Annotated in this window: 19 protein-coding genes; 14 read left to right on the top strand and 5 right to left on the bottom strand. The window is 63.6% G+C overall.

The genetic code is table 11. From position 1 onward, the window contains the following. Window positions 1–32 precede the first annotated feature (32 nt). The 4 genes from ACFSQT_RS37300 to ACFSQT_RS37315 all read left to right on the top strand — a co-directional run bounded on the left by ACFSQT_RS37300 (window position 33) and on the right by ACFSQT_RS37315 (window position 5,556). Window positions 33–2,195 (top strand): amylo-alpha-1,6-glucosidase, encoded by a 2,163-nt coding sequence (locus tag ACFSQT_RS37300; protein WP_379027016.1) that lies wholly within the window; start codon window positions 33–35, stop codon window positions 2,193–2,195. A 146-nt stretch (window positions 2,196–2,341) separates the two neighbouring features. Beyond that, window positions 2,342–4,123: an alpha,alpha-trehalose-phosphate synthase (UDP-forming) gene (locus ACFSQT_RS37305; RefSeq protein WP_379027017.1), complete on the top strand. Its 1,782-nt coding sequence runs from the start codon at window positions 2,342–2,344 to the stop codon at window positions 4,121–4,123. Then, window positions 4,120–4,860 carry a trehalose-phosphatase gene (gene otsB, locus ACFSQT_RS37310; protein ID WP_379027018.1) on the top strand — a complete coding sequence of 247 codons (741 nt, stop codon included), beginning with the start codon at window positions 4,120–4,122 and terminating at the stop codon, window positions 4,858–4,860. Before ACFSQT_RS37305 ends, otsB begins: the two co-directional genes overlap by 4 nt. 168 nt (window positions 4,861–5,028) lie before the next feature. After that, on the top strand, window positions 5,029–5,556 hold the full coding sequence (locus ACFSQT_RS37315; protein ID WP_379027019.1) for a DUF3592 domain-containing protein: 528 nt from the start codon (window positions 5,029–5,031) through the stop codon (window positions 5,554–5,556). Window positions 5,557–5,591: 35 nt separating this feature from the next. On the opposite strand, the gene ACFSQT_RS37320 is transcribed toward ACFSQT_RS37315, so the two are convergent. Beyond that, on the bottom strand, window positions 5,592–6,314 hold the full coding sequence (locus ACFSQT_RS37320; RefSeq protein WP_379027020.1) for an SDR family oxidoreductase: 723 nt from the start codon (window positions 6,312–6,314) through the stop codon (window positions 5,592–5,594). Continuing rightward, window positions 6,311–7,150, bottom strand: a complete 840-nt coding sequence (locus ACFSQT_RS37325) for an SDR family NAD(P)-dependent oxidoreductase (protein ID WP_379027021.1) — start codon at window positions 7,148–7,150, stop codon at window positions 6,311–6,313. Before ACFSQT_RS37325 ends, ACFSQT_RS37320 begins: the two co-directional genes overlap by 4 nt. Window positions 7,151–7,253: 103 nt before the next feature. On the opposite strand from ACFSQT_RS37325, the gene ACFSQT_RS37330 reads away from it, so the two are divergent. Beyond that, a complete protein-coding gene (locus ACFSQT_RS37330) occupies window positions 7,254–8,135 on the top strand; it encodes a helix-turn-helix transcriptional regulator (RefSeq protein WP_379027022.1) in 882 nt (293 codons plus the stop codon). 13 nt (window positions 8,136–8,148) lie between these two features. Here ACFSQT_RS37330 and ACFSQT_RS37335 read toward each other — a convergent pair whose 3' ends face one another. Beyond that, window positions 8,149–8,784, bottom strand: a complete 636-nt coding sequence (locus ACFSQT_RS37335; protein WP_379027023.1) for a TetR family transcriptional regulator C-terminal domain-containing protein — start codon at window positions 8,782–8,784, stop codon at window positions 8,149–8,151. A gap of 228 nt (window positions 8,785–9,012) precedes the next feature. On the opposite strand from ACFSQT_RS37335, the gene aptA reads away from it, so the two are divergent. From aptA to ACFSQT_RS37360, 5 genes are all read left to right on the top strand, one after another. Then, entirely contained in the window at window positions 9,013–10,341 is a 1,329-nt protein-coding gene (gene aptA, locus ACFSQT_RS37340) for an omega-aminotransferase AptA (RefSeq protein ID WP_379027024.1), read from the top strand. Window positions 10,342–10,411: 70 nt separating this feature from the next. Next, window positions 10,412–11,662, top strand: a complete 1,251-nt coding sequence (locus tag ACFSQT_RS37345) for a Zn-dependent hydrolase (RefSeq protein WP_379027082.1) — start codon at window positions 10,412–10,414, stop codon at window positions 11,660–11,662. A 65-nt stretch (window positions 11,663–11,727) separates the two neighbouring features. Continuing rightward, window positions 11,728–13,179 carry a dihydropyrimidinase gene (gene hydA, locus ACFSQT_RS37350; protein ID WP_379027025.1) on the top strand — a complete coding sequence of 484 codons (1,452 nt, stop codon included), beginning with the start codon at window positions 11,728–11,730 and terminating at the stop codon, window positions 13,177–13,179. Between the two features lie 2 nt (window positions 13,180–13,181). After that, window positions 13,182–13,553 (top strand): hypothetical protein, encoded by a 372-nt coding sequence (locus ACFSQT_RS37355; RefSeq protein WP_379027026.1) that lies wholly within the window; start codon window positions 13,182–13,184, stop codon window positions 13,551–13,553. Between the two features lie 22 nt (window positions 13,554–13,575). Next, on the top strand, window positions 13,576–13,953 hold the full coding sequence (locus ACFSQT_RS37360; RefSeq protein WP_379027027.1) for a hypothetical protein: 378 nt from the start codon (window positions 13,576–13,578) through the stop codon (window positions 13,951–13,953). A 29-nt stretch (window positions 13,954–13,982) separates the two neighbouring features. Here the strand turns inward: ACFSQT_RS37360 and ACFSQT_RS37365 are convergent, their stop codons facing one another. Beyond that, window positions 13,983–14,381 carry a cupin domain-containing protein gene (locus ACFSQT_RS37365; RefSeq protein WP_379027028.1) on the bottom strand — a complete coding sequence of 133 codons (399 nt, stop codon included), beginning with the start codon at window positions 14,379–14,381 and terminating at the stop codon, window positions 13,983–13,985. Between the two features lie 131 nt (window positions 14,382–14,512). Here ACFSQT_RS37365 and ACFSQT_RS37370 point away from each other — a divergent pair, with 131 nt between their 5' ends. The 4 genes from ACFSQT_RS37370 (at window position 14,513) to ACFSQT_RS37385 (ending at window position 18,669) form a co-directional block, all read left to right on the top strand. Further along, complete coding sequence (locus ACFSQT_RS37370) at window positions 14,513–15,304, top strand: ABC transporter ATP-binding protein (protein WP_379027029.1); 792 nt, start codon at window positions 14,513–14,515, stop codon at window positions 15,302–15,304. 322 nt (window positions 15,305–15,626) lie between these two features. Further along, entirely contained in the window at window positions 15,627–16,505 is an 879-nt protein-coding gene (locus ACFSQT_RS37375; protein WP_379027030.1) for an ABC transporter permease, read from the top strand. Continuing rightward, window positions 16,502–17,656, top strand: coding sequence for an ABC transporter permease (locus ACFSQT_RS37380; protein ID WP_379027031.1), 1,155 nt, complete (start codon window positions 16,502–16,504; stop codon window positions 17,654–17,656). The genes ACFSQT_RS37375 and ACFSQT_RS37380 overlap by 4 nt, the downstream gene beginning before the upstream one ends. 41 nt (window positions 17,657–17,697) lie before the next feature. Then, a complete protein-coding gene (locus tag ACFSQT_RS37385; RefSeq protein ID WP_379027032.1) occupies window positions 17,698–18,669 on the top strand; it encodes an ABC transporter substrate-binding protein in 972 nt (323 codons plus the stop codon). Between the two features lie 43 nt (window positions 18,670–18,712). On the opposite strand, the gene ACFSQT_RS37390 is transcribed toward ACFSQT_RS37385, so the two are convergent. Then, on the bottom strand, window positions 18,713–19,171 hold the full coding sequence (locus ACFSQT_RS37390) for an Lrp/AsnC family transcriptional regulator (RefSeq protein ID WP_379027033.1): 459 nt from the start codon (window positions 19,169–19,171) through the stop codon (window positions 18,713–18,715). Between the last annotated feature and the right edge of the window lie 110 nt (window positions 19,172–19,281).

A 19,281-nucleotide genomic window follows, 5' to 3' on the forward strand; every position in this document is an offset into this window, starting at 1 on the left:
GACGGGAACGAAACGACAGGGATCCGTGACGAATGACCCAACTCGACGAGCGCCAGCTCGATCCCGCCGTAGCGCTTGCCTCGCTCGACGCGACCGCTCCTCGTGAGCCGCACCGGCTGTTTGCACTCAAGCAGGGCGACTGTTTCGCGGTTGCCGATGCCTATGGCGACATACGCGGCGCCGGCGACGGTTTCTTCCGTGACGACACACGGGTGCTCTCCGAATTCCGGCTGACCGTCGGCGGCAGGCAGACATCGCTGCTTGGCGCCTCGCTCAGCCAGGACAATGTGCTGTTCACCACCAACCTGACCAATCTGCCGATGCTCAGCGCCGGCGGTCGCGATATTCCGCAGGGCGCGATTCATGTCGAACGCGTCCGGCTGCTTTGGCAGGACAGGCTGTTCGAACGCATCACCCTTTCCAACTACAGCCGGGAAACCTCGACAATCGGCGTTTCCCTGCACTTTGCCGCCGATTTCCGGGACATGTTCGAGGTGCGCGGCTCGACACGGCTGCGGCGCGGCATGACCCATGTGGCCGAGATGGATGCGACATCCGTCCTGCTGCGCTACGATGGGCTGGACGGGCTGGCGCGCGCGTCGGCGATCTCGTTCTCGCAGGCACCTGACCAGCTGACAGCCGACCGCGCCGATTTCCTGCTCGCGGTCACCAAGCGCAGCAGCAAGGTGCTCTATGTCGAGGTCGGTTCCGAGGTGGCGGATGCGCCCGATCGCGACCGTTTCCGCGCCGCCGCCGCCCGGGCGCGCTTTGGCATGCGGGCCAAGCGCCGCCATGGCGCGACGGTGCACAGTTCCGGTCGCGTCTTCAACGACTGGGTCGAGCGCGCCCGCGCCGATGTCGCGCTGCTGACCACCGAGCTTGCGACCGGACCCTATCCCTACGCGGGCATCCCCTGGTTCTCGACGGCGTTCGGCCGTGACGGCGTCATCTCGGCATTGCAGATGCTCTGGCTCAACCCAGGCCTGGCACGGGGCGTGCTGGCCTTCCTGGCCCAGCACCAGGCGACGGAGACGTCGCCGTTCAGCGATTCGCAGCCGGGCAAGATCATGCACGAGACGCGCAAGGGCGAAATGGCGGCGCTGCGGGAGCTTCCCTTCGGCCGCTACTATGGCGGCGTCGATACGACGCCGCTCTATATCCATCTCGCCTGTGCCTATGCCGATCGTACCGGTGACATGGCGTTCATCGACAGCCTGTGGCCGTCGCTGTGCGCGGCGGCCGAATGGACGGAGGAGGCGGGCCGCGAGACCGGATTCGTGACCTACCAACGGGCTGCCGAGTCCGGCCTTGCCAACCAGGGATGGAAGGACAGCTTCGATTCCGTCTTTCATGCCGATGGCCGCATCCCCAAGGGTCCGATCGCGCTGGTCGAGGTGCAAGGCTATGTCTTTGCCGCCTTCCGGGGGTTGGCGGCGCTCGCCCGTCGCCGGGGCGAGGACGAGAGAGCCGATCACTGGGAAAGCCGCGCCGAGGCCATGCGGGCGGCGGTGGAACGCGATTTCTGGCTCGACGATCTCGGCTTCTATGCCCTGGCGATAGACGGTGCCGGCGAGCCCTGCAAGGTGCGGACCTCGAATGCGGGCCATCTTCTGCTTGTCGGCCTTCCCGAGCCGGCGCGGGCGCAGATGGTGGCCGATCAGCTGCTTTCGGCCTCCTTCCATTCCGGCTGGGGACTGAGGACGCTTGCCGACGATGCCGTGTTCTTCAACCCGATGTCGTACCACAATGGCTCGATCTGGCCGCACGACACCGCCATGTGCGGCGCCGGCCTGGCGCGCTATGGCGAGCGTGACAGCGTGGTCCGCCTGATGAGCGGCACGTTCGAATCCGCGGTCCATTTCAACATGCGGTTGCCCGAACTCTTCTGCGGTTTTACGCGCGCGCCGGGTGAAGCACCGATCGCTTATCCCGTCGCCTGCTTGCCGCAGGCGTGGTCGGCGGGCTCCGCCTTCATGCTGATGCAGGCCTGCCTTGGGCTGGAAATCGATGGCTGGGATGGGGAAATCCGCGTCACCCGTCCGAGGCTGCCGATCGGCATCGACACGCTCACGCTGCGGCATCTGGGCGTCGGCGAAAGAGTGGTCGATCTCACGTTCCAGCGCGTCGGCGACCGGGTCGTCGCCTTTCTCGCCGACCGGCATGAGGGTCTGGTGCCGCTCATCGTCAGAACATGATGCGCGCCAGATTGACTGGAACCGATCCCGGCTTTGTGCGTTGCAACAAAACAGGTCCGGGCGACGATCAGGTCGCCGGCGGACAGTTTCAAATCGGAAACACGAACAAAAGGCCGCCGAACGGCCTAAGGTGAGTTGACATACCAATGACAGATTATGGTGCGGGCCTGCTCTGGGTTCTGATCTTCGCGAGCCTCGGCCTTTCCGCTCTTGCCGTTTTTTTCTCCATATCGCGGCAACGCCGCAGTTCTCCTCCCACGGTTGCACATCCGGCCGGTGAGGACGTGGCCGCGGAAGCGGCGCGCAAGGTGATACGGGAGTTCGAAAAGAACGGCCAATCGGCCGATGCCGCCCTGGTGACATGGTCGCCCGAAACATTGCGCAAGATCCTGGCCGACGATCTGCCCGATGCGCAGGTGATCGTGGTTTCCAACCGCGAACCATACATCCACAACGTCAGGGACAATGGCGTCGAACTGCTCGTGCCGGCCAGCGGACTGGTTTCGGCGCTGGAGCCGATTACCCGCGCCTGCGCCGGCACCTGGATCGCCTATGGCGGTGGAACGGCGGACCGTCTCATGGTCGACGAGGACGATCGGGTCCAGGTGCCGCCCGGCAATCCGTCCTACACGCTGCGCAGGGTCTGGCTGACGGAGGAAGAGCATCAGGGCTACTATCTCGGCTTCGCCAATGAGGGTCTCTGGCCGCTGTGCCATATCGCCTTCACCCGGCCGATCTTTCGCGCCTCGGACTGGGAGGCCTATGAAGCCGTCAACCGGAAGTTCGCCGACACGGTGGTGGCCGAGGCGCGCAACGAACGGCCGATCGTGCTGGTCCAGGACTACCACTTCGCGCTGCTGCCGCGGATGATCCGCGAGCGCCTGCCCGAGGCGATCGTCATCACCTTCTGGCACATCCCATGGCCGAACTCGGAAGTGTACAGCATCTGCCCATGGCGTGAGCGCATCCTCGAGGGTTTGCTCGGCAGCTCGATCATCGGCTTCCACACCCAGTTCCACGCCAACAATTTCACCGAAAGCGTCGATCGCTTCCTGGAAAGCCGCATCGAGCGGGCCGATGCGGCCATCTCCTATGGCGGGCAAACGACGTTGGTGCACGCCTATCCCATCTCGATAGAATGGCCGGCGGACCTTCTGGCAAGATTACCTGACGTCGACGATTGCCGCGCCCGCCTGCGCGCCAGGTTCGGGCTGAAAGCGGATGTGAAGCTTGGCGTCGGCGTCGAACGTCTCGACTACACCAAGGGCATTCTTGATCGGTTCCAAGCGCTGGACGAATTGTTCAAACGACACCCGGAATGGATCGGAAAACTGGTCTTGCTGCAGATAGCGGCGCCCAGCCGCGGCACGCTCCCGGCCTACAAGCAACTCCACGACGAATGCCACCGGTATGCCGAAGAGCTCAACGAGCGCTATGGCAGCGACGGCTACAGGCCGGTGATCATGGTGGCCGAACATCACACGCAGGAGCAGATCTATGAGATCTATCGTGCCGCCGACATCTGCATGGTCACCAGCCTGCATGACGGCATGAACCTGGTCGCAAAGGAATTCGTTGCGGCGCGCAGCGACGAACAGGGTGTCTTGATGCTCAGCACATTCGCCGGTGCCTCGCGCGAATTGCTGGAGGCACTGATCGTCAACCCCTACGATGCCGCCATGATGAGCGAGGCGCTGCTGCAGGCGCTGACCATGACGCCGGACGAGCAACGCGAGCGCATGCGGCCGATGCGGCAGATGGTCCGCGACAACAATGTCTATCGCTGGGCCGGCAGCATGCTTCTGGATGCGGCGCGCTTGCGCAAGCGCGGTGACGTCGATCGGGCAACCGGCACTGGCGACCGACAGGCTCCAAGCGCCGACAATGTTGTTTCTATGTTCGAGCGCAAACGGCTGGCAATGTCATGAGCCAGACTCTGCCAAAGCCACAGACTGTGCTGACCGGCGAATGGGCGCTGTTCCTCGACATTGACGGCACCCTGCTGGAACATGCCGAACACCCGGACGCCGTCTCGGTCAGCGCCGAGCTTCGCTCTTTGCTGCAAGGCCTGGATCACAAGTTGAGCGGGGCATTGGCCGTCATTACAGGCCGCTCCGTGGCGGCCGTGGACCAGTTGTTTCACCCTTTGAAACTGCGCGCGGCTGGGCTTTATGGCCTGGAACACAGGCTGCAGCCGGACGACGACGTCGAAGTCGCTGGAGAGCCGGCGGATATTGCCGCCCTTGCCGACGAGATCGAGGCCGAGCTCGGTCATGGGCAGGCCTATATCGAGCGCAAGGGTCGTGTGCTGGCCATCCACACGCGCGCTGCCCCGCACCTGCTTCCGCGCGCGACGCAGCTTGTCGAGCAGGCATTGGCCAGCCTGCCCGAGGGCTACCGGGTGGTTGCAGGCAATGCCGGCGTGGAACTGCTGCCGCTCGAGGCAGCCAAGGGTGCCGCGATCCGGCGGTTCATGGGTATGGCGCCCTTCACTGGCCGCCGCCCCGTCTTCCTGGGCGACGACACGCCGGACGAAAACGGCTTCGAAGCCGTCAACGATGCCGGCGGCATATCGATACGGGTCAAACCACCCGCCCACACCACCGCGCGGCACGGCCTTGCCGGCGTTGCCGAAACGCTCGCCTGGCTGAGAGGCCAACTTTAGGTTCGGCCTCAAGCCGCAAACCGCAGACCGCCGGCGATGACGGCGACGGCGGAGGACGCCGGGTGAAATCCTCGGCTTTGCCTGGAGTTGGATCTTCGGCGATTTGTGGTTTCTCGCGCAGGGTGATTTGTCGATCAGGTGTAAATTGCTCCGTTGCGATTGCTCTGTATGATCGATCCAGTTTCGCTTGTCGGAGCCTTTATGGAGCAAAGCTGGAACAGCTTCTGGGGGAGCGTTTCGCAAGCCTTCCACCACGCGCTGTCGCCGTTTCGGGCGATCGCCGAAGCGTTCGGCTACGTCCCCACCGACATGCAGATCTGGTGCTTCCTGTGCGGCGTCTTTGTCCTGGTGCTGGTCGTTCCCTACACTTATGGTGATCTCGTGCTGCGCCGCCGCAGCGCCCATGCCACGGGCAAGGTCGTGAAAATCGACAGCTCCGGCGATTCGCCAAGCACTCCAACCATCGAATTCACGGATCGACTCGGCAAGATCCGGCGCTTCGACTCGAACCTACCGGTCAATAACGTGACCGGCTCGATCGGTGCCGCGGTCAAGGTGATATACGACCCGCTGCATCCTGACCGCGCGCGTGAAGCGGGGCGGTCGGTCATGAAGGCGGCGCATACGGCAATCTGGTATACGATCTTTGCCGCGCTAATGGCTCTGGCCTTCTGGCCAGGCCTGACTCCCAATTGAGCCTCGCTCTCAGGAAAGCGCCTTCGCCGTGCCGCTCAAGCCGCAAATCGCAGACCGCCGTCGCAGGTCAGGACCTGGCCGGTCATGAAGCCGTTGGAGACGAGGAAGGCGATGGCGTCGGCGACGTCCTCGGCGCGGCCGATGCGGCCGACCGGGGTCTTGCCGGCATAATCGGCAAAGATCGCCTGCCGCTGTTCCTCGGCCAGGAAATCCCACCAGGGCGTGTCGATGACGCCGGGCGCCACGACATTGACGCGCAGCGGCTTCAGCTCCATGGCCAGGATCGGCACCACGGTTAAAAGCATGCCGTTGATGGCGGCGATACCGGCGACGCCCGGCGTCGCAAGCTGAGCCGAGACCGCCGAGATGAAGGTGGCCGATCCGCTCTTGTTCAGCGTCGGCAGGGCGGCCTGCAGACAGGACAGCTGCGGCCTTACCTTCTCGTCGACACCGCTGCCGATGTCGGTCAGGTCAAGCGTCTGGAAGGGGCCAAGGCCCTTGCCGCCGCTGGCTGCCAGGACCAGGTGATCGAAGGGGCCGAGGCGCTCGAAGAACCGGCTGACCTCGTCCGGCTTCGCGGCATCGAATGCGGCCTTGTCGACAGCGCCGCCAAGGCTCTTCCATGCGCTGTTGAGCCTGTCCTGGTTGCGCCCGGTGATGGTCACCCTCATGCCGGGGCCAATCAGTTTGCGCGCCGTCGCCAGGCCGATGCCGGACGAGCCGCCGATGATAACGGCATGTTCGATTGCCTTGGTCATGAATGCTGTTCCTTCGATGTTGAAGAGGTCAAGCCGACGAGATCCAGGCTCAGACTGCGCAATTGCTGCCTTGCCCCGGCGTTGTAGGCCTGGGCGTCGGCGCGGGCTTCCCGCAGGCCGTCGAAATAGAGGCCGCTGCGTCCTTCGAGCGATGGCGATGTCGCAAGGTTGAGGATCGTCTCGGCGCCGGTCTCGACCGAACTCCATGGCGTCACGCCTGCCTGGCGGACCATGGTGGTGTTCATGTAGCTGGCCGGATGCAGCGCGTTGACGGTGACGGCGCTCCCCTTCAGATCCTGCGCAAGGTCGACGGTGAACAGGATCTGCGCCAGCTTGCTCTGGCAGTAGGCGCGCACGCCGTCGTAGGTGCGGGTCAACATGACATCGCCGAAGTCGATCGCCCGCTGCCCGGACGAGGCGACATTGACGATGCGTGCCGGCGCGCTTGCCTTCAGCAATGGCAGAAGTTGCGATGTCAGCAGGAAACCGGCGAGATAGTTGACCGCGAAGCGCAATTCGTGGCCGTCGGCGCTGACCTGCCTTTTGGCACCAGCCGTGCCGATGCCGGCATTGTTGATGAGGATATCGAGGCGGTCCGTCCTGGCGCGCACGACCTCGGCGAGGCGGCGCACCTCCACCAGCGAGGAGAGGTCGGCGACCAGAAGCTCGGCCTTGCCCCCGGCCGCTTCGATCTCAGTGACCGTCGCCTTGCCGCGCGTCGCATCGCGGCCATGCACCAGCACGCGGGCGCCATCAGCGCCGAGCCTTTGCGCCACCACGCGGCCAACGCCATCGGTCGACCCGGTGATGAGGATTGTCTTGTCTTTGAGTTCCATATTCAGAGCCTCCGTTTCGTCGCTCCGAAGCAAAGATGGGACAGCAGGCGCGCGCCAAACAGTTCAAACTTTATCCTGGTATCAATACTGCTATAATAGGCTCATGGATTCCCGCTCCGCCCCGACACATGCCGCCGAAGACAGCCGCCGGCGCGAGCTGGGCGCCTTCCTGCGCTCGCGCCGCGAAAGGCTGACGCCCTCGGCCGCCGGCGTTGCCGCCGGTCTCAGGCGGCGTACGCCGGGCCTGCGCCGTGAGGAGGTGGCGATGATCGCCGGCGTCGGCACCACCTGGTACACATGGCTGGAGCAGGGGCGGGAGGTCAGGCCTTCGGTCGAGGTGCTGACGGCGCTTGCCGAGGCGCTGCGCCTCGACGCCGCCGAAAGACAGCACCTGTTCATCCTCGCTGGACGCCAGCAGCCGCAGCATCGCGCCGTGGCGCCGGAAAAGGTCGACGGCCCCTTGCTGCACATGCTGCAAAGCCTGGTGCTGCAGCCGGCCTATGTCGTCGGCCGGCGCTGGGACGTGCTGGCCTGGAACCCGGCGGCGGCGGCCGTGTTCGGCGACTACGGTGTGCTGGAGGGCGATGCCCGCAACATCGTCCACATGGTGTTCACCAATCCGCACCACCGGCGGCTGCTGGTCGACTGGGAACAGCTGGCGCGCATCGTGCTGGCCTCGTTCCGGGCCGCAAGCGCCAAATATGTCGGCGATCCGGATTTCGAGCGGCTGATCGAGTTGATGACGCGCTCGAGCCCCGAATTTCGGGCCTGGTGGCCGCAGCGCGACGTCGCGCACCGATTGTCGGGGGTGAAGCATGTCCGGCACCCGACCGTTGGCGCTATGACCTTCGAGCATATGAGCTTGTCGATCGGCGACGGCTCCGACATGAAGCTGATCGTCTACACGCCGCTTGCCGAGCAGAACTCGATCGCCAAGCTGCAGACATTGCTGGACGCGCTGCCGGCCGAACGGCGCAGCGCGTGATACCAGCCGAAAGTTAGTTTTTCGGCTTCAGCCCGTCGAGGAACAACTGCTCCAGGAAGCGCGCGGCATCCTCGAAGCGACCATCGCCGCCGCGGTCGGCGCCGAGCACGGCGCGAACCTGGACGTCGAAATCGGCATAATGCTGCGTCGTCGCCCAGATCGAGAAGATCAGATGCCAGGGGTCGGTCCTGGCGATCTTGCCGGCGCGCATCCAGCCCTTGATGACAGCGGCCTTCTCGTCGACCAGCGTCTTCAGTTCGCCGGTCAGCAGCGGCATGATGCGCGGCGCGCCTTGCAGGATCTCGTTGGCGAACAGCCGGCTCTCGCGCGGAAAATCGCGCGCCATCTCCAGCTTGCGCCTGATGTAGCTGCGCAATTCGGTGAGGGGATCGCCGATGTCGTCCAATTCGCGCAGCGGCGCCAGCCAGGTGTCGAGCAGGCGCTGCATCAGCGTCTCGTGAATATCCTCCTTGCGGCGGAAGTAGTAAAGCAGGTTCGGCTTCGACATTCCGGCGGCTTCGGCGATCTGGTCGATGGTCGACCCGCGAAAACCGTTGGTGGAGAAAACCTCGAGCGCCGCCTCCAGGATGAGTTCACGCTTTTCCTGCTGGATGCGGGTGCGGCGAGGGGCGTCCGTGCTGGTGGTCACCGTTGCGGGCCCTCGCGTTGACGGTCATCTGGACCAATTCTCTGGACCAGTTTTTCTTTGGCCTGTGGAACGCACTTCAGGTGCCGCATTTCCGCTAGTAATCCCTTGACCGCCGACAGGGCGGTGCTAACGTTTGTCCAATCGGTCAAAAATTTGCGTAGCATGAAAACGCGGCAAAGACCAAGCGTTGGGCGCACCGAAACAAGGTTACAAGGGGAAGTCTTGGTCATGTCCAACCGGCTGAAAGTCACGCCGAACGATCTCAGCGCATTCTGGATGCCGTTCACGGCAAACCGGCAGTTCAAACAGGCCCCGCGCATGATGGTGTCCGCCAAGGACATGCATTACACGACCAGCGATGGCCGCAAGGTGCTCGACGGCACCGCCGGCCTCTGGTGCGTCAATGCCGGCCACTGCCGGCCGAAGATCACCGAAGCCATCCAGCACCAGGCGGCGGAACTCGACTATGCTCCGGCCTTCCAGATGGGCCATCCGATTGTCTTCGAACTGGCGAACCGCCTGGTCGACATCGCGCCGAAGGGCATGGACCACGTGTTCTTCACCAACTCCGGCTCGGAATCGGTCGACACCGCACTGAAGATGGCGATAGCCTATCACCGTGCCAAGGGTGAGGGCTCGCGCACCCGCCTGATCGGTCGCGAACGCGGCTATCACGGCGTCAATTTCGGCGGCATCTCGGTCGGCGGCATCGTCAGCAACCGCAAGATGTTCGGCACGCTGCTCGGTGGCGTCGACCACATGCCGCACACCCATCTGCCGGAGAAGAATGCGTTCTCGAAGGGCGTGCCGGAGCATGGGGCGGAACTCGCCAACGAGCTGGAGCGCATCGTCGCCCTGCATGACGCCTCGACCATCGCCGCCGTCATCGTCGAGCCGGTCGCCGGCTCCACCGGCGTCATCCTGCCGCCCAAGGGTTACCTGCAGAAGCTGCGCGAGATCTGCACCAAGCACGGCATCCTGTTGATCTTCGACGAGGTCATCACCGGCTTCGGCCGTCTCGGCACGCCGTTCGCGGCCGACTATTTCGGCGTCACGCCCGACATCATGACCACTGCCAAGGGCGTCTCCAACGGCGTCATCCCGATGGGCGCGGTGTTCGTGAAGAAGGAAATCCACGACGCCTTCATGACTGGCCCAGAACATATGATCGAGTTCTTCCACGGCTACACCTATTCTGGCAACCCGATCGCCTGCGCGGCGGCTTTGGGCACGCTCGATACCTACAAGGAAGAGGGCCTGCTGACCCGTGGCGAGGAACTGGCGCCGTACTGGGAAGACGCGCTGCATTCGCTGAAGGGCGAACCGAACGTCATCGATATCCGGAACATCGGCCTGATCGGCGCGATCGAGCTGGCGCCGATCGCGGGCCAGCCGACCAAGCGTGCCTTCTCGGCCTTCGTCAAGGCGTTCGAGCGCGGCGCGCTGATCCGCACCACGGGCGACATCATCGCGCTGTCGCCGCCGCTGATCATCACCAAGGGCCAGATCAATGAATTGATCGACCACGTGCGGGATGTGCTGCGCTCGATAGACTGAATCTGCTTTACCTGGACGGGTGGTGGCGGGAACCGCCGTCCGCCCAGGACATGAAATGAGAGGACTTGGAATGGCCGCGCCCGGCGAGAATCTGCGAATCAATTCAGACCGTTTGTGGGATTCGATAATGGAAATGGCGAAGATCGGCCCCGGCATTGCCGGCGGCAACAATCGCCAGACCGTAACCGACGAGGATGGCGAGGGCCGGCATCTGTTCAAGCGCTGGTGCGATGCGGCCGGGCTCGAAATGGGCGTCGACGAGATGGGCACGATGTTTGCCCGCCGCGAAGGTACAGACCCCAGCCTGCCGCCGGTCTATGTCGGCAGTCATCTCGATACGCAGCCGACCGGCGGCAAGTATGACGGCGTGCTCGGCGTGCTCGGCGGGCTTGAAGTGGTGCGCTCGCTCAACGACCTCGGCATCAAGACCAGGCACCCGATCGTCGTCACCAACTGGACGAACGAGGAAGGCACACGCTTTGCCCCGGCGATGATGGCGTCCGGCGTGTTCGCCGGCGTGCTGGATCAGGCCGATGTCTACGAACATGTCGACAAACAGGGCAAGAAATTCGGCGAGGAGCTCGAACGCATCGGCTGGAAGGGCACCGAGAAGGTCGGCGACCGCAAGATCCATGCCTTTTTCGAATTGCATATCGAGCAGGGACCGATCCTCGATGACGAGGGCATCGACATCGGTGTCGTCACCCACGGGCAAGGACTCAAGTGGCTGCAGGTGACACTGACCGGCAAGGAGGCGCATACCGGTTCGACGCCGATGCCAAAGCGCCGCAATGCCGGGCTCGGCATGGCGCGGGTGATCGAACTGGTGCACGAGATCGCCATGGACTACCAGCCCGACGCCGTCGGCGCGGTCGGCCACATGGAGGTGTTTCCCAACTCGCGCAACATCATCGCCGGCCACACCGTCTTCACCATCGACATCCGTTCGCCCGAGAAGGAAGTGCTGGACGCGATGGACGGCCGCGTCCGCGAAGGCATCGACACGATCTGCGAGGCGCTCGACATCCAGTACAAGATCGAGCAGGTCGGCGCCTTCGACCCGGTCACCTTCGATGCCGGCTGCGTCAAGGCGATCCGCGATGCGGCCGAACGCCTCGGCTATTCGCACCGTAACATCGTCTCAGGCGCCGGCCATGATGCGTGCTGGATCAACCGCGTGGCGCCCACCGCGATGGTGATGTGCCCTTGCGTCGATGGTCTCAGCCATAACGAGGCCGAGGACATCTCCAAGGAATGGGCGGCGGCCGGCGCCGACGTCCTGTTCCATGCTGTGGTGGAGACGGCTGTCATCGTGGAGTGAGCTTACAAATCCGTATTCCAAACGCCGCTCGCAAAGAAGCGCGAAGAGAACAAGGGAACAAGACAATGACCAAAGTCATCAAGAACGGCACCATCGTCACCGCCGACCGAACGTGGAAGGCGGATGTGCTGGTCAAGCACGGCAAGATCGTTGCCATCGGTTCGGACCTGCATGGCGACCACGAGTTCGACGCCACCGGCTGCTATGTGATGCCGGGCGGCATCGACCCGCACACCCATCTCGAAATGCCGTTCATGGGCACCTATTCGGCCGATGATTTCGAATCCGGCACGCGGGCGGCGCTTGCCGGCGGCACCACGATGGTGGTCGATTTCTGCCTGCCGGCGCCGCAGCAGTCGCTGCTCGAAGCCTTGCAGATGTGGGACAACAAGACCTCCAAAGCATCCTGCGACTATTCCTTCCACATGGCGATCACCTGGTGGGGCAAGCAGGTGTTCGACGAGATGGCCACGGTCGTCGACAAGGGCATCACCTCGTTCAAGCACTTCATGGCCTACAAGGGCGCGCTGATGGTCGACGACGACGAGATGTACGCGTCGTTCCAGCGCTGCGCCGATCTCGGCGCGCTGCCGCTGGTGCATGCCGAGAATGGCGACGTGGTTGCGGCCCTGTCGCAGAAGCTGCTGGCTGCCGGCAACAACGGCCCCGAGGGCCATGCCTATTCGCGGCCGCCGGAAGTGGAAGGCGAGGCGACCAACCGCGCCATCATGATCGCCGACATGGCCGGCGTGCCGCTCTATGTCGTGCATGTCTCCTGCGAGCAGAGCCACGAGGCGATCCGCCGGGCCCGCCAGAAGGGCATGCGGGTGTTCGGCGAGCCGCTGATCCAGCACCTGACGCTCGACGAGAGCGAGTATTTCGATAAGGATTGGGATCACGCGGCGCGTCGCGTCATGAGCCCGCCCTTCCGCAACAAGCTGCACCAGGATTCGCTGTGGGCCGGCCTGCAGGCGGGATCGCTGCAGGTGGTGGCGACCGACCATTGCGCCTTCACCACCAAGCAGAAACGCAACGGCGTCGGCGATTTCACCAAGATCCCGAACGGCACCGGCGGGCTCGAAGACCGAATGCCGGTGCTGTGGACGACGGGCGTCAACACCGGCCGGCTGACGATGAACGAGTTCGTCGCGGTGACCTCGACCAACATCGCCAAGATCCTCAACATGTACCCGAAGAAGGGCGCCATCGTCGAAGGTGCCGACGCCGACATCGTCGTCTGGGATCCGAAGCGCAAGAAGAAGATCTCGGCCAAGAAGCAGCAATCTGTCATCGACTACAATGTCTTCGAAGGGTTCGAGGTGACCGGCCTGCCGCGCTTCGTATTCTCGCGCGGCGAACTGTCGATCCAGGAGGCCGAGGTCAAGGCCAAGCCAGGGCACGGCGAGTTCGTCGCCCGCGAGCCGAATACGGCGGTCAACCGGGCGCTGTCGACGTGGAAGGACATCACCGCGCCGCGCAAGGTCGAACGCACCGGCATCCCGGCGACCGGGGTCTGAGCTTGGCGCGTTCGGGTGCGCTCATTTTGCTGGTCTTGGTCGTAGCAGTCGCCGATCCGGCTGCGGCGAGCGGCGTGCTCGCCGGCTCCTGGGGCAATGACGTCGGCTGTGCCGGCGTCAAGGCCGGCTATCAGGACAGCGATGCCTATGTCGTGTTGACCGCCGAGGGCATCGAAACCTATGGCAGCGGCTGCCGGTTCGCGCGGCAATTGACGCCGGTGCCGGGTGTACAATCGCTGACTTCGACCTGTTCCGCCGAGGGCGAGCCGGGGACGACGATCGAGACCGTTGTGGTCACCAACAGGGGAGAGGATGGTTTCTTCGTCACCATTCCCGGCCTTGAGGAGATGGGGCCTCTGCAATCATGTTCGTGACATTGGGCATTGGGGGAAGAGCATGCGTGGTTCTGGTCTGTCTGTCGCGATGGTTCTCGTGCTGGCGGCCGGTCAGGCTTCGGCGGCAGGCATCGATCTGTCCAAGCCTTATGGCAACAAGTCCGGCTGCATCAACAAGAACGGCCAGCAAGTCTATGCCGAGGACATGCTGCTGCTGAACGACAAGGAATTTGTCACCGCGGCCAGCGCCTGCACCTTCACCGAGAAGAAGACGCAGGCCGACGGTTCGCTGGTGGTCAAGTCAATGTGCGAGGCGGAAGGCGAGGATGGTCAGTCGCCGATACAGTTCACCATCAAGCGCAGCCCCAAGAACGCCAAGAAGCTGGTGATCGCAGATGAGGATGGCACTGTCTACGGGGAAGTGTCCCGGTGCCGATGACGCGCAAGTTCCCATCAGCGCTGCCGGCTTCAGGCGACCAGTGCATCCAGTTCCGGCAGCAGGACAACGCTTTCCTGCTCGTTGGGATCGGTGCGGGCGATGACAGCGGAAGACGGGGCGCCACTCAGATTGGCCGGCAGATGCGGCACGCCGGCCGGAATGTAGAAGAGGTCGCCGGCCTTGACGACGATATGATGCTCCAGCCGGTCGCCGTACCAGGTATGGACTTCGCCAGAGAGCACGTAGATCGCCGTTTCATGGCTCTCGTGCATATGTGCCTTGGCGCGGGCGCCGGGCGGCATGGTGAGCATATGCATGCAGATGCCGGAGGAGCCGACGGTTTCAGCAGCGATGCCGGCGAAGTACGTCAATCCCTGCTTGCCTTCATAAGTGCTTTCAGGGCGGATAAGATGACAAGTGGGCGACATCGGGGAAACTCCGGGCGTCGATTTGAGTGGGACAAAGTCAATGGGACAGGGCGAGTGGAAAACAACATCGCGATAAAAGCAATCGGATTCCAGCCGGCGCCTCAGTGGCGGGAGCGGGCAGGCGGCAAGCGATGACGGGGATTTCGCCAGCCGTGGTCGCGGCAAGCAAACTCGGACTGACCTTCCAGACCAATGACGGGCCGGTGCAAGCGCTGTCAAATGTCGACCTGACCATCGGCAAGGGGGAGTTCGTTTCCTTCATTGGGCCATCGGGCTGCGGCAAGACCACTTTGCTGCGCGTCATCGCCGACCTGGAGAAGCCGACCTCGGGGACGATCTCGGTCAACGGCATGACGCCCGAACAGGCGCGCGAGAAACGCGCCTACGGCTATGTCTTCCAGGCCGCCGCTTTGTTTCCGTGGCGCACCATCGAGCGCAATGTCGGGTTGCCGCTGGAGATCATGGGCCTGTCCAAGGCGGAACAGGCGGAGCGGATCAAGCGCACGCTCGACCTCGTCAACCTGTCCGGTTTCGAGAAGAAATATCCCTGGCAGCTTTCTGGCGGCATGCAGCAGCGCGCCTCGATCGCGCGCGCGCTGGCCTTCGACGCCGACCTTCTGTTGATGGACGAGCCGTTCGGTGCGCTGGACGAGATCGTGCGCGACCACCTCAACGAGCAATTGCTGGAGTTGTGGGGGCGGACCAACAAGACCATCTGCTTCGTCACCCACTCCATTCCGGAAGCAGTCTATCTGTCGACGCGCATCGTCGTCATGTCGCCGCGCCCGGGCCGCGTCAGCGATGTCATCGAGTCGACGCTGCCCAAGGAGCGGCCGCTCGACATCCGCGAGACGCCGGAATTCCTGGCGATCGCGGCGCGCGTCCGCGACGGGCTGCGGGCTGGGCACAGCTACGATGATTGAGGTGGTTCGTAACAGGCTTGCACCGCTGCTTCACGAGGTGTCTTCGTCTCATGGGGGGGCGGCCAACCATCCCTTCGTCATCCTAGGGCGGAGCACCCGCGAAGCGGCGTGCGCAGACCCTAGGATCCATGCCGCGACGTCGGCCGAAAGGCGTAAGCGGTTCAGAATGTCTGCGAGGCAAGCCGTGTTCCGCACCGTTGCTGAGCGGCCGAGTAACGGCATGGATCCTAGGGTCTGCGCCGCGTCGCTTCGCTCCTTGCTTCGCCCTAGGATGACGAAGCGCGAGTATGCAGGTGTCCCCACCTCCGGCGAGGGCTGCTAGATGGACACCTTCCGCGACAAGCTCGTTCCCGTGACCTCGATCCTCGCTGGCGTGGTCGTGCTCTGGTATGTTTTCGCCGTCATCCTCAACACGCCGTTCCAGCGCGACCTCGACCACCGCGCCGGTGAAACACCTGGCTTGAGCGAATTCATCGGCAAGACGCTGTCGCAGCCGAAGCCGACGCTGCCGGCTCCGCACCAGGTGGCGGTGAATTTCTTCGAGAACACCTTCCTGCGCAGCATCACTTCGAACCGCAGCCTCGTCTACAATGCCTGGGTCACGCTGTCGTCGACGCTGCTCGGTTTCGCTTTCGGCACGGCGCTCGGCATTGTCATCGCTGTCGGCATCGTGCATGTGGCGACGCTCGACCGCAGCCTGATGCCGTGGATCATCGCCTCGCAGACCATTCCTATCCTGGCGGTGGCGCCGATGATCATCGTCGTGCTGGCGGCAATCGGCATCACCGGCCTCATCCCGAAGGCGATGATCTCGACCTATCTGTCGTTCTTCCCGGTGACGGTCGGCATGGTGAAGGGGCTGCGCTCGCCCGAAATCATGCATCTCGACCTGATGCACACCTACAATGCCAGCCGCACGCAGACCTTCTGGAAGTTGCGCGTGCCGGCCTCGGTGCCGTTCCTGTTCACCTCGATGAAGGTGGCGGTGGCGGCGAGCCTCGTCGGCGCCATCGTCGGCGAACTGCCGACCGGTGCGGTCGCCGGCATCGGCGCCAAGCTTTTGGCAGGCGCCTATTACAGCCAGTCCATCGACATCTGGTCGGCGCTGGTCGCCGGTTCGGTGGTGGCCGCACTTCTGGTCATGGTGGTCGGCATAGCCGGGCGCATCGTCGACCGCGCCATGGGCGGGAGGCCGGCATGAACTGGCTGAAACCCTCCTGGCAAGCAGTGCTCGCCATCCTGCTGTGCCTGATCGCGGTGGCGCTCGGCGCGATGTCGAAGCCGGAAGCGGCAGCGCTTGCCGACCCGGCAGCCAGCTTCAACTACCCTTATCTCGGAACGAAGGGCTTGATGTTCGGCCTGGCCATGCTTGCGGCGCTGATCTCGATGATCAGGATTCCGCCTCTTGCGGAAGCGGTGGTGCTGTTTGTCGGCGCCCACCTCGTCGCCTGGCTGCTGATCTCGGGCATATCCGGTTTTGAAGCCGCGGCACTGGCGCCGTACTTTCTGCTGCTCACGGCTGCCTGGTTGCTTGGCTGGCGCTGCGTCGCCGTTCTGTCGGGGCTTCACCCGATGGCGAGCTCGGCCCGGAGCGCGCTGCGCCTGATCATCCCCGCCATCTTCGGCGCCTGGATCCTGATCCTCTGGGAAGCGGTGACGCGCGGCGCCGGCATCCCCTTCATCCTTTTGCCGCCGCCAAGCGCCATCGGCGCGCGCGTCGCCAGTTCGCTGCCGGTGCTCGGCGCCGATGTCCGGCAGACCATCTTCAAGGCGGTGATCTTCGGTTATGTCGTGGGCAGCGGCGCCGGCTTCATCACCGCCATCCTCGCCGATCGCGTGCCGTTCCTGCGCCGCGGGCTCTTGCCGATCGGCAATATGGTCTCGGCGCTGCCGATCATCGGCGTCGCCCCGATCATGGTCATGTGGTTCGGCTTCGACTGGCAGTCCAAGGCGGCGGTGGTCATCATCATGACCTTCTTCCCGATGCTGGTGAACACCGTCGCCGGGCTTGCCGCCTCCGGCCACATGGAGCGCGACCTGATGCGCACCTATGCCTCGGGCTATTGGCAGACGCTGCTGAAGCTCCGGCTGCCGGCAGCCGCGCCCTTCATCTTCAACGCGCTGAAGATCAACTCGACGCTGGCGCTGATCGGCGCCATCGTCGCCGAGTTCTTCGGCACGCCTGTGGTCGGCATGGGCTTCCGCATTTCGACCGAGGTCGGACGGATGAACATCGACATGGTCTGGGCCGAAATCGCAGTTGCAGCACTTGCGGGTTCGGTCTTTTATGGCGTGGTCGCTCTTGTCGAAAGAGCCGTCACGTTTTGGCATCCCTCTGTCCGTGGTGGATAGGGGCGGTGGGTTTAAGGGTCCTAACTTCAGAGGGTAAAAAGATGAAAAGACTGATTATTCCTGTTCTGGCCGGCGCGATGTCGCTTGCCGCGTTCCAGGCGATGGCCGCCGACAAGGTGACGTTGCAGCTGAAATGGGTCACGCAGGCCCAGTTTGCCGGCTACTATGTCGCCAAGGCCAAGGGTTTCTATGAAGCCGAGGGTCTCGACGTCGATATCAAGCCGGGCGGCCCCGACATCGCGCCCGAGCAGGTGATCGCCGGCGGCGGCGCCGACGTCATCGTCGACTGGATGGGCGGTGCGCTGGCCGCCCGCGAAAAGGGCGTGCCGCTGGTCAACATCGCCCAGCCGTTCAAGAAGGCCGGCATGGAGCTGGTTTGCCCGAAGGACGGGCCGATCAAGACCGAAGCCGACTTCAAGGGCCACACGCTCGGCGTCTGGTTCTTCGGCAACGAATATCCGTTCTACGCCTGGATGAACAAGCTTGGCCTGAAGACCGATGGCGGCCCGGACGGCGTCACCGTGCTCAAGCAGAGCTTTGACGTGCAGCCGCTGATCCAGAAGCAGGCGGATTGCATCTCGGTCATGACCTACAATGAGTACTGGCAGCTGATCGACGCCGGCTACAAGCCGGAACAGCTGACCGTGTTCAACTATTCGGCGATGGGCAACGACCTGCTCGAGGACGGGCTCTACGCGTCTGAAGACAAGCTCAAGGATCCGGCCTTCGAAGACAAGATGGTGCGTTTCGTACGGGCCTCGATGAAGGGCTGGAAATACGCCATCGACAACAATGACGAAGCGGCAGGCATCGTCATGGACGGTGGCGGCCAGGACGAGAACCACCAGAAGCGCATGATGAGCGAAATCGCCAAGCTGATCGACAATGCCGACGGCAAGCTCGACCCGGCGACCTACGAGCGCACCGCCAAGGCGCTGCTCGACCAGAAGATCATCACCAAGGAGCCGACCGGCGCCTACACCACCGCCATCACCGACAAGGCGGTCAAGTAAGCTTAGCCGGCAACATCCTGATATTGAGAAAACGGCGCCTCTGTCAGAGGCGCCGTTCCTTTATGGTGTTCATGACGAAGCTGGTCTCGATCGAGGCGACGCATTTCAGCCGCGCGATCTTTTCCTTGATGAAGCGCTCGTACTGTTCGAGGCTGCCTGTCACCACCTTCAGCACATAGTCGCGCGAACCGGTGACGAGATGGCATTCCAGCACCTCTTCCCAGCCGCGGATCGCGTCTTCGAACATGACGATCTCGTCCTCGTTCTGGCGGCTGAGCCGAACGGTGGCGATGGCGACCATGCTCCAGCCGAAGGCGACCGGATCGACCAGCGTGGTGTAGCCTCTGATAACGCCGGTCTCCTCCAGCCGCCGCACCCGCCTCAGGCACGGCGACGGCGACAGGCCGATCCGCTCGGCAAGCTCGTTGTTGGTGATGCGGGCGTCGGCCTGCAGTTCACGCAGAATCCTGCGGTCGAAATCATCGGCTATCTTCTGCTGCACTATCGGCCTCTCCAGGCAATTTGTTGCGATGATGCAGCCATGCGAGCCTAAAAATAGCAAGGACTGGCTGATCAGGATCGCATAAATTGCCGCGAACACTCCTCGAAAAG

The organism is Mesorhizobium calcicola (assembly GCF_042682105.1).
GTDB classification, from domain to species: domain Bacteria; phylum Pseudomonadota; class Alphaproteobacteria; order Rhizobiales; family Rhizobiaceae; genus Mesorhizobium; species Mesorhizobium calcicola.

Coding starts and splice junctions, on each gene's coding strand:
- aptA (WP_379027024.1), top strand. CDS start 9,013: ATGTCCAACCGGCTGAAAGTCACGCCGAACGATCTCAGCGCATTCTGG.
- otsB (WP_379027018.1), top strand. CDS start 4,120: ATGAGCCAGACTCTGCCAAAGCCACAGACTGTGCTGACCGGCGAATGG.
- ACFSQT_RS37325 (WP_379027021.1), bottom strand. CDS start 7,150: ATGGAACTCAAAGACAAGACAATCCTCATCACCGGGTCGACCGATGGC.
- ACFSQT_RS37385 (WP_379027032.1), top strand. CDS start 17,698: ATGAAAAGACTGATTATTCCTGTTCTGGCCGGCGCGATGTCGCTTGCC.
- ACFSQT_RS37345 (WP_379027082.1), top strand. CDS start 10,412: ATGGCCGCGCCCGGCGAGAATCTGCGAATCAATTCAGACCGTTTGTGG.
- ACFSQT_RS37360 (WP_379027027.1), top strand. CDS start 13,576: ATGCGTGGTTCTGGTCTGTCTGTCGCGATGGTTCTCGTGCTGGCGGCC.
- ACFSQT_RS37305 (WP_379027017.1), top strand. CDS start 2,342: ATGACAGATTATGGTGCGGGCCTGCTCTGGGTTCTGATCTTCGCGAGC.
- ACFSQT_RS37380 (WP_379027031.1), top strand. CDS start 16,502: ATGAACTGGCTGAAACCCTCCTGGCAAGCAGTGCTCGCCATCCTGCTG.
- ACFSQT_RS37300 (WP_379027016.1), top strand. CDS start 33: ATGACCCAACTCGACGAGCGCCAGCTCGATCCCGCCGTAGCGCTTGCC.
- ACFSQT_RS37315 (WP_379027019.1), top strand. CDS start 5,029: ATGATCGATCCAGTTTCGCTTGTCGGAGCCTTTATGGAGCAAAGCTGG.
- ACFSQT_RS37330 (WP_379027022.1), top strand. CDS start 7,254: ATGGATTCCCGCTCCGCCCCGACACATGCCGCCGAAGACAGCCGCCGG.
- ACFSQT_RS37375 (WP_379027030.1), top strand. CDS start 15,627: ATGGACACCTTCCGCGACAAGCTCGTTCCCGTGACCTCGATCCTCGCT.
- ACFSQT_RS37370 (WP_379027029.1), top strand. CDS start 14,513: ATGACGGGGATTTCGCCAGCCGTGGTCGCGGCAAGCAAACTCGGACTG.
- ACFSQT_RS37365 (WP_379027028.1), bottom strand. CDS start 14,381: ATGTCGCCCACTTGTCATCTTATCCGCCCTGAAAGCACTTATGAAGGC.
- ACFSQT_RS37320 (WP_379027020.1), bottom strand. CDS start 6,314: ATGACCAAGGCAATCGAACATGCCGTTATCATCGGCGGCTCGTCCGGC.
- hydA (WP_379027025.1), top strand. CDS start 11,728: ATGACCAAAGTCATCAAGAACGGCACCATCGTCACCGCCGACCGAACG.